General features: G+C 62.7%; 8 protein-coding genes. 2 read left to right on the top strand and 6 right to left on the bottom strand.

What is annotated here, in order from left to right; genetic code table 11:
* Positions 1–446: 446 nt before the first annotated feature.
* The 4 genes from rpsT to AC6I9R_RS22335 form a co-directional block, all read right to left on the bottom strand.
* Positions 447–713 carry a 30S ribosomal protein S20 gene (gene rpsT, locus AC6I9R_RS22350; RefSeq protein ID WP_461428697.1) on the bottom strand — a complete coding sequence of 89 codons (267 nt, stop codon included), beginning with the start codon at positions 711–713 and terminating at the stop codon, positions 447–449.
* A gap of 162 nt (positions 714–875) precedes the next feature.
* A complete protein-coding gene (locus AC6I9R_RS22345; RefSeq protein WP_461428696.1) occupies positions 876–1,652 on the bottom strand; it encodes an enoyl-CoA hydratase in 777 nt (258 codons plus the stop codon).
* Positions 1,653–1,717: 65 nt separating this feature from the next.
* Entirely contained in the window at positions 1,718–2,569 is an 852-nt protein-coding gene (mutM, locus tag AC6I9R_RS22340) for a bifunctional DNA-formamidopyrimidine glycosylase/DNA-(apurinic or apyrimidinic site) lyase (protein ID WP_461428695.1), read from the bottom strand.
* Complete coding sequence (locus tag AC6I9R_RS22335) at positions 2,547–3,164, bottom strand: hypothetical protein (protein WP_461428694.1); 618 nt, start codon at positions 3,162–3,164, stop codon at positions 2,547–2,549. The genes mutM and AC6I9R_RS22335 overlap by 23 nt, the downstream gene beginning before the upstream one ends.
* Before the next feature lie 86 nt (positions 3,165–3,250).
* Here AC6I9R_RS22335 and ubiE point away from each other — a divergent pair, with 86 nt between their 5' ends.
* Together ubiE and ubiB are read left to right on the top strand one after the other, a co-directional pair.
* Positions 3,251–4,000 carry a bifunctional demethylmenaquinone methyltransferase/2-methoxy-6-polyprenyl-1,4-benzoquinol methylase UbiE gene (gene ubiE, locus AC6I9R_RS22330; protein WP_461428693.1) on the top strand — a complete coding sequence of 250 codons (750 nt, stop codon included), beginning with the start codon at positions 3,251–3,253 and terminating at the stop codon, positions 3,998–4,000.
* On the top strand, positions 4,001–5,530 hold the full coding sequence (gene ubiB / locus AC6I9R_RS22325; protein ID WP_461428692.1) for a 2-polyprenylphenol 6-hydroxylase: 1,530 nt from the start codon (positions 4,001–4,003) through the stop codon (positions 5,528–5,530).
* A 7-nt stretch (positions 5,531–5,537) separates the two neighbouring features.
* Here the strand turns inward: ubiB and AC6I9R_RS22320 are convergent, their stop codons facing one another.
* Together AC6I9R_RS22320 and AC6I9R_RS22315 are read right to left on the bottom strand one after the other, a co-directional pair.
* On the bottom strand, positions 5,538–6,203 hold the full coding sequence (locus tag AC6I9R_RS22320) for a flagellar hook capping FlgD N-terminal domain-containing protein (RefSeq protein WP_461428691.1): 666 nt from the start codon (positions 6,201–6,203) through the stop codon (positions 5,538–5,540).
* Between the two features lie 11 nt (positions 6,204–6,214).
* The gene (locus AC6I9R_RS22315; RefSeq protein WP_461428690.1) at positions 6,215–6,760 is read right to left on the bottom strand and encodes a flagellar hook-length control protein FliK; all 546 of its coding nucleotides are present in this window, start codon (positions 6,758–6,760) and stop codon (positions 6,215–6,217) included.
* Positions 6,761–7,749 lie beyond the last annotated feature (989 nt).

Below are 7,749 nucleotides of genomic sequence, written 5' to 3'. Positions count from 1 at the left end.
AACAGTCAAACCCTCTTTGTCCCGTTGGTTTACCAACGGTGTCCCAAGACGGTCCGCGATGTTCGATCACGTGGGCAATCAAGCGCACCCAAGTAGATGAACGCGCCGTGCCGCCAGCAGGCAGCGCGTCCTCTGTTTTTCAACTCAGCAAGATTGACGTTGCCGCCAAAGCAGACCACGGTGTTGTCCTCACCTGATCATGCTGTTTGCCAAACCGAATCTCGGTGCTCTCCAATGCCCCCAGGCGTTGACTCGCAGCGCCAAGGTATCGGGAGTCGCGCGCATCTCGCAACAGGTCTTCGCCCTTGACTCTCAACCTTCTCAAAATCGAATCTCACCACCGCAATTATGGCCTTGAGACCGTTAACTATTTCACCACGAAAAAAGGCGCTCCGATGACGGAACGCCTTCTATGCAAGGGCCATTGCGCGGCCATCGTGTGACTTTTAGGCGTTCAGAGCCTTAACGCGGGACGCAAGACGCGACATTTTCCGGGCCGCGGTATTTTTGTGCAGAACGCCTTTGGTGACGCCGCGCATCAGCTCGGGCTGAGCGGCTTTCAAAGCTGCCGCTGCGGCAGCCTGGTCGCCGGAGGCGATCGCCTCTTCGACGGTGCGCAGGTGGGTGCGGATGCGCGAGCGGCGGGCTTTGTTGATGGCGAAGCGACGCTCGTTCTGGCGGGCGCGTTTTTTGGCTTGGGGCGAATTTGCCATGGTGTCTTGATCCTATCTTCGGGGCCCTCTTGGGGCATGTTCAATATCTGAGCGTGCGGGGGTCCCGTCGGCCCGGGTTCTTTACCGGACGAATCTGGCCAAAGCGGGCCTCACACGCATGTCTGACGCGCCGTTTAAGGAAACCGCGCCCGGAAGGGAAGCCTATTTATCCCGAAATTGCGGCTCGCGCTTTTCAACGAAGGCGTTCATGCCTTCCGCCTGGTCTTCGGTGGCGAACAGGGAATGGAAGACGCGGCGTTCAAACAGCAGCCCTTCGGACAGATGCGTTTCCTCGGCGCGGTTCACTGCCTCTTTCGCGGCGACGGTTGCGATGGCAGATTTCTCGGCGATCTTGGTGGCGGCGGCCAATGCCTCTTCCATCAGCTTCTTCACCGGCACAACGCGCGACACGAGGCCCGAACGCTCTGCCTCTTCGGCAGCCATGAAACGGCCCGTCAGATGCATGTCCATTGCCTTGGACTTGCCCACCAGCTTGGTCAGGCGCTGGGTGCCGCCCATTCCAGCGATGACGCCCAGGTTGATCTCGGGCTGGCCGAACTTGGCGTTCTCTGCCGCGATGATGAAATCGCAGGCCATCGCCAGTTCACAGCCGCCGCCCAGGGCATAGCCAGCGACGGCGGCGATAATTGGCTTGCGGATCGCGCGGATCGCGCGGTCGTCCTTGGCGAACATGTCCTGGGACACGACATCGGCGAAGCTTTTGCCTGCCATCTCGGTCACGTCTGCGCCTGCAGCGAAGGCCTTGTCGGACCCGGTCAACACGATGCAGCGGACTTTATCGTTGGCCTCGGCGGCGTTCAGCGCCTTGCTCAACTCTTCCAGCAACTGCGCGTTCAGCGCGTTCAGCGCGTCGGGGCGGTTGAGTTTTATAAGGCAGATGTGATCTTCGACGTCGACGATCAGGGTCTCATAGGCCATGGAATGCGCTCATCCGCTGTTTCACCAGAGCCATGAGGGTTAGCACTGCTGGCGGTGGGTTCAAGTTATCTCTGACAGGCGGGGCAGTAGAAACTGGAACGACCCGATTGCACCTTGCGGATGATTTTTTCAGTGCATTCTGGGGTTTGGCAGGGCTGATCTTCCTGGCCGTAGACCCTAAAGGTGTGTTGAAAATATCCCAGTTCCCCGGTGGCTTGCCGATGATCGCGCAAGGAAGAACCCCCGGCTTCGATAGCTTCCCCTAGGACATCGCGGATGATCGGCACCAGGCTGGCGACTCGGGTCGCACTGATGCGCCCGGCTTGCCGCAAGGGGCTGATCCCGGCCCGCCAGAGCGCTTCACACACATAGATATTGCCGAGGCCGGAAACGATCCGTTGATCCAGCAGCGCGGTTTTGACGGGGCTGCTTTTGCCTTTGAAGGCGGCAATCAGATGCGCTTCGTTGAAGGAATTGCCCAGGGGCTCGGGCCCGAGGTCTTTGATCAGCCAGTGCTGGTCCTGCCTCGCGGTGTCCATGAGGTCCATCGCGCCAAAGCGGCGGGCATCGTTGAAAGTGATCCGCGCGCCCGCATCGGTGTCCAGCACGACATGGTCGTGCTTTTCCGCCGCCGGGTGGTGATGGTGGAAGCTGCCCACAACATCACCCGAGATTTGCATCCGCCCGGACATACCCAGATGGATCAACAGGGTCTCTTTGGTATCCAGATCCGCAAGGATGTATTTCGACCGCCGCCGTAGCGCCGTCACCGTCGCGCCGGTGAGCCTTTGGGCCATACGGTCGGGAAACGGCCAGCGCAGGTCCGGGCGGTTGACGGCGGCTTTTGCGATCCGCGCGCCTTCCAGCACGGGCAACAGCCCGCGCCTGACAGTCTCAACTTCCGGTAACTCGGGCATCTCGGTTTCGCTCCAGACGGGTCCGTAGCATGTGGCGCAACTCTGCCGCGCCTTCAACCGTCTTGAGGATCTCAACCGTTTTGCCGCCGATGAACGACAGGCGGTAGGAATGGACGCCATCCTCCTCAACCTCGCGCAGATTGTGGAGGTCGTAGCGTTTATCCGTCAGCAACCCGCGCACCCGCAGCCCATCGCCGTTGGTCGAGACACGCGCCCGCAGGACGTAAGCGCAGGAGGCTGCGACGGCGAGCATCATGGCGGCGTACATTTCGGGTGGGGTGGGAACGGTCTGGAAACCGGGCGTCTGCTCTGGATAGAGGAAATGATAAGTAATCGCCGCGCCCAGGGCGAACGGCAGGGCACGCACACCGAAGGAGGGGCGGAAGACCCGCCAATCGCCCACATCCATCGCCGCGCGGCCTGTCCCCAGCGACGCCAGCACGGCGGCCTGGGCGCCTTCAAAACCGTCGGGGCGGTTTTTCTCTCCAAACGCGCCCCAACCTGCACGGCGTCGCAGGAATTTCGAGCGGTTCGCGATCAGCGCCAAGACGCCCGCGCCACCCACGTAGGCGGCCACCATCATCCATCCGTCCATCGCGTCAACCCTCCTGCGGCAATTCAGAATTTGTCTATCCGGGGTCAAAGGATTACCTCCCGTTGTGACAGCAATGAGGCGACGCCATGACCGACGATCAAAAAACCACGCACTTCGGATTTCAGGATGTTGCGGAAGATCAGAAGGCCGGCATGGTCCATGGGGTCTTCACCAACGTCGCCTCCAAGTACGATGTGATGAACGACGTGATGAGCGTTGGCATCCACCGCGTCTGGAAGGACGCGATGATGGATTGGCTGGCGCCCCGCGATGGGGTGAAGCTTCTGGATGTCGCGGGCGGAACTGGCGACATCTCTTTTCGGTTCCTCAAGCGTGCGCCGGGCGCCCATGCGACCGTCTTCGACATGACCCAGTCGATGCTGGATGAGGGCGAGAAGCGCGCCGAGGCGGAAGCGATGGCCGACAGCCTTGATTGGGTCTGCGGTGATGCCATGGCGCTGCCCTTCGCGGACAACAGCTTTGACGTCTACACCATCAGCTTCGGCATTCGGAACGTGACCCGCATCGGGGATGCGCTGTCGGAGGCTTACCGCGTGTTGAAGCCCGGCGGGCGCCTGATGGTGCTGGAGTTTTCGCAGCTTCCGAACGACGGGATGCAGAAGCTCTATGACCTGTATTCCTTCAATGTAATCCCAAGGATGGGGCAAGTGATCGCGGGGGACCGGGACTCGTATCAGTATCTGGTGGAATCGATCCGCAAATTCCCGGATCAAGAGACCTTTGCCGCCATGATCCGCGACGCGGGGTTCGACCAGGTGAAGTACCGCAACCTGTCGATGGGCATCGCGGCGCTACATTCGGGTTGGAAGCTGTAAGTGCGTGGCCCACACAACATTTGGCGATTGATCCGCACCGGCGCGACGTTTGAGCGGACAGGCGCCATGGGTGCTGTGTTGGAGGCGCTGGATGCGCCTGCGCCGATCCGTCTTGCGGCCCGGGTGCTGGGGTGGCCGTTCAAATGGTTGGGCCTGAGCGGCGACCCCAATGTGCCCCCCGTGCCCCGCGCGCTGACGGCACTGGGCCCGGCCTACATCAAGTTCGGGCAGATCCTCTCCACCCGGCCCGACGTCGTCGGCCCCGACATGGCGTTGGAGTTGCAGGTGTTGCAGGACAAGCTGCCGCCCTTTCCCCTGGCCGAGGCACGACAGGTCGTGGCGCAGGAATTGGGCCATCCGCTGGAAGAGACGTTCAGCGCGTTCTCCGAACCCGTCGCTGCCGCCTCCATCGCGCAGGTCCACCGCGCGACACTGGCAAGCACAGGGCGCGACGTCGCCGTCAAGATCCTGCGCCCGGGCATTGAGCGGGCGTTCAAGAAGGACGTCGACGCCTTCCATCTGATCGCGACGCTGGTCGAGACGTTATCTCCGTCCTCGCGCCGCCTGCGCCCCCGCGATGTGATCGACCACTTCGAGGGCGTTGTCCTGCAAGAATTGGACCTGCGGATTGAGGCCTCTGCCGCCGGGGAGTTCGCCGCGAACACCGCCGATGACGAAGGCTTCGTGGTGCCCGCCGTCGAATGGGGCATGTCCACGCGCCGGATGATGGTTCTGGGGTGGGCTGAAGGCCTGCCGCTTTCCGATCTGGCCGCGATTGAGGCGGCAGGTCACAACAAGCCGCGGCTGGGGGCGACCGTCCTGCAGATGTTCCTGCGCCACGCCCTGCGCGACGGATATTTCCACGCGGATATGCACCAGGGCAACCTGAAGGTGGCATCGAATGGCGACGTGGTGGCGCTCGATTTCGGGATCATGGGGCGGATCGATGAATACACCCGCCGCGTCTACGCCGAGATCTTGATGGGCTTCATCCGCAAGGATTACCGCCGCGTGGCCGAGGTTCATTTTGAGGCGGGGTACGTGCCCGCCGACCGCGACGTGGGCGAGTTTGCGCAGGCCCTGCGCTCGGTCGGTGAGCCGATTTTCGGGATGGAAGCCTCGAAGATCTCCATGGGACGTCTGCTGGCTTACCTATTCGAGGTGACCGAGCGGTTCGGCATGGAAACCCGGACCGAGCTGATCCTGCTGCAGCGGACCATGGTTGTGGTCGAAGGCGTGGGCCGGTCGCTGGATCCGGACCTGAACATTTGGGCCGTCGCACAGCCAGAGGTAGAGACGTATATCGCCAACGCCATCGGCCCCAAGGCCATCGCGCGCGATCTGTTCCGCACGGCTTCCGTGCTGTCACGCTTCGGCCCGCGCCTGCCGCAATTGGCGGAGGCTGCGCTGATTGCCCAGGCCCATCCGGTGAAGCCGATCCCCCCCAGCCGTTGGCCGGAACGATTGGCCATTGGCTTCGGCGGCTTGGCCTTGGGCCTTGGGGCGGCGCTGATCTGGAGCGTGTTCTAGCGGCCCTTTAGGACGCCCGACGGAGCCCTTGAACCGCATCTGCGGGCACCGTGACACCGTTCTCCATCGTCACGAAGACTTCTCCGGACAGGGTCTGCGCCTCTGAGATTTCGCCGAAAACGAAGGCAGAGCGTTCTTCCAACACTTCCTCTCCGCGCCAGCTTTGGGCTGACAGTGTATAGGTGTCGTGGGGCAATGGCGTGCCGTCGTCGCCGGTGCCATCCCAGGTGAACGGCTCGTCTCCCAAGACGGCGGGGGTAGAAGAGACGACCTCTCCGGCGCGGTTGCGCACGACCAGTTCGACTCGGTCGGCGAGAGTATGGGGCGCGACTTGAACCGTGGTGGCCTGTCCGGTGAAATTCACCGGCATGTCGGCTCGCGCTTCCATCCCGATCCAACCCGACAGCTGCCCCATGTTCATCGAGGCGAAGTTGGCCTGCAGATCGCGCAGCAAATCATTGGTCTCCACCTGCTGCTCCACCCCGGAGAACGTCGCGAGCTGTGCCGTGTACTCCGTTGAATCGGCGGGGTTGAGGGGATCCTGGTTCTGCATCTGTGTCGTGAGAAGCCGCAGAAACATGTCAAAATCCGACGTGATCGCCGCAACAGATGTATTCTCTTGCACGGTGGGGGCCGTGCCGGGATTGGTTTGAACGGCTGGAAGAATGTCCATGGAAATCGCTCCTATAATCTGAGGTCGAGGCCGCCCGTGGCGGCGCGTTGCAGTAGGGCGGGCGGTCCCGCATTGCCGGGCTCGGTGGTGTCCGTGGAGTGCCCGTCGGCGGTGCCTTGCTGATTTGCGCCGCCACCCTGGCTGGCCCCTTCCTGGTTGATTTGAACCGACGGGGCCCCGAGCCCGGCTTCGGCAAATTCCTGCGTCAGCAATTCAAGATGGCGGCGCATGAGGTCCGCCGTTTCAGGCCGCTCCGCATGGATCATCAGGGTCATGGCGCCCGAAATCTCTGCGATCTGCATGCGCACGCGTCCAAGCTCCGGCGGGTCGAGCGCCAGTTCCAGCGGCGCGTCGGCGTTGGTGGCCGGATTGTTGAGCGCCGCCGCAATCTGTTGCGCGATCACCTGCGCGGTGGCCGAGGGCGCGTGGCTCAGCACCGAAGTTGAGGGCGTCAAAGCCGTTGTTGCCATGGCAGACGAAGGTGCGTGCAGCGCGAAGTCGAGATCGGCGAGCGCGTCTGCGGCGGCGTCTGCAAGTGTGGTGAGAGCTGACGACAACGGTTGTGATGCGGGGGGCAAGGGCGCCGCGATAACAGGCGCAGGTTGGGACGCCGGTGCGACGGTCCAGCCACCCGTTCGAAGTGGCGGCGCATCACGATGCGCTGGGGCAGTCTGCAGGTTGCCGACGATCTTGGCGGCGGGTGTGGCTGACTGAGGTGGTTGCTGCGGCGGTGTTTCGGGGCCGGTCGGCGCGGTTCCTGCCACAATGGGCGTGGTGGCATGTGGGTGCGCTTGTCCGTTCGCTGCGACTGTCCTGGCAACCGGCGTAACGGTATCCGACGCAGGTTCGCGAGTGGCCAGAGGTGCGCCGTCCAGCTGATTGGGCCTGGTATCTGGTATGGTATCCAGGAATTGCGTGCTCGCGGGCGCATTTAAGGCCCCAGTTTGCACCGCTGACGGGCCAGGCGCGCGTTCGGTCAGCGTCGCTGCCGAGGTGTCAGAAGGCGTGGGTATGTCTCTGGCGGATAACCCAGACGCGGTGGCTCTCGAAGCTACAGGGGGTTGAATGGGGTTGTCTGCATGGTCAGTGCGGAGCGAGATGGGGCTCGTGTTTGTCTGCAGCGGAACCGCAGGTGGGATCGGTTGGGGGCGAGCTTGGACGTCCGAACCCCCTAAGGACAGAGAAACAGAGCTCGCGCTTGGCCTCACCTGATGTATCAACGGGTCAGAGGGCGGAGTCGTCTGAGGCTGAACAGAGCGTCCGGTGCGATCAATGGGTAATGCCACGGGGCTCGTCTTCGGTCGCGGGTCCACTGCTAGCGCACTCGACGGAGGACTCGTTTGGGGTTGCGTTGGGCCTTCCGCGCCCTCCGTTTGCAGAGAGGCGGCGGTTGTATTCGGTGGCACTTGAGCCGCTGGTTGATTTGCCGGCCAGTGCGTTTGCAGGCCCATTTGATCTCTCGGCAATGAGACAGGGCTCGTGTTCGGGCGCGTCTGAATTGTCTGCGGGTCCGCAGGTGGGATCATTTGGGGCTGAGCATGAAGAC

The organism is Gymnodinialimonas sp. (assembly GCF_059726805.1).
This window is presented reverse-complemented; position numbering and strand designations above follow the sequence as displayed.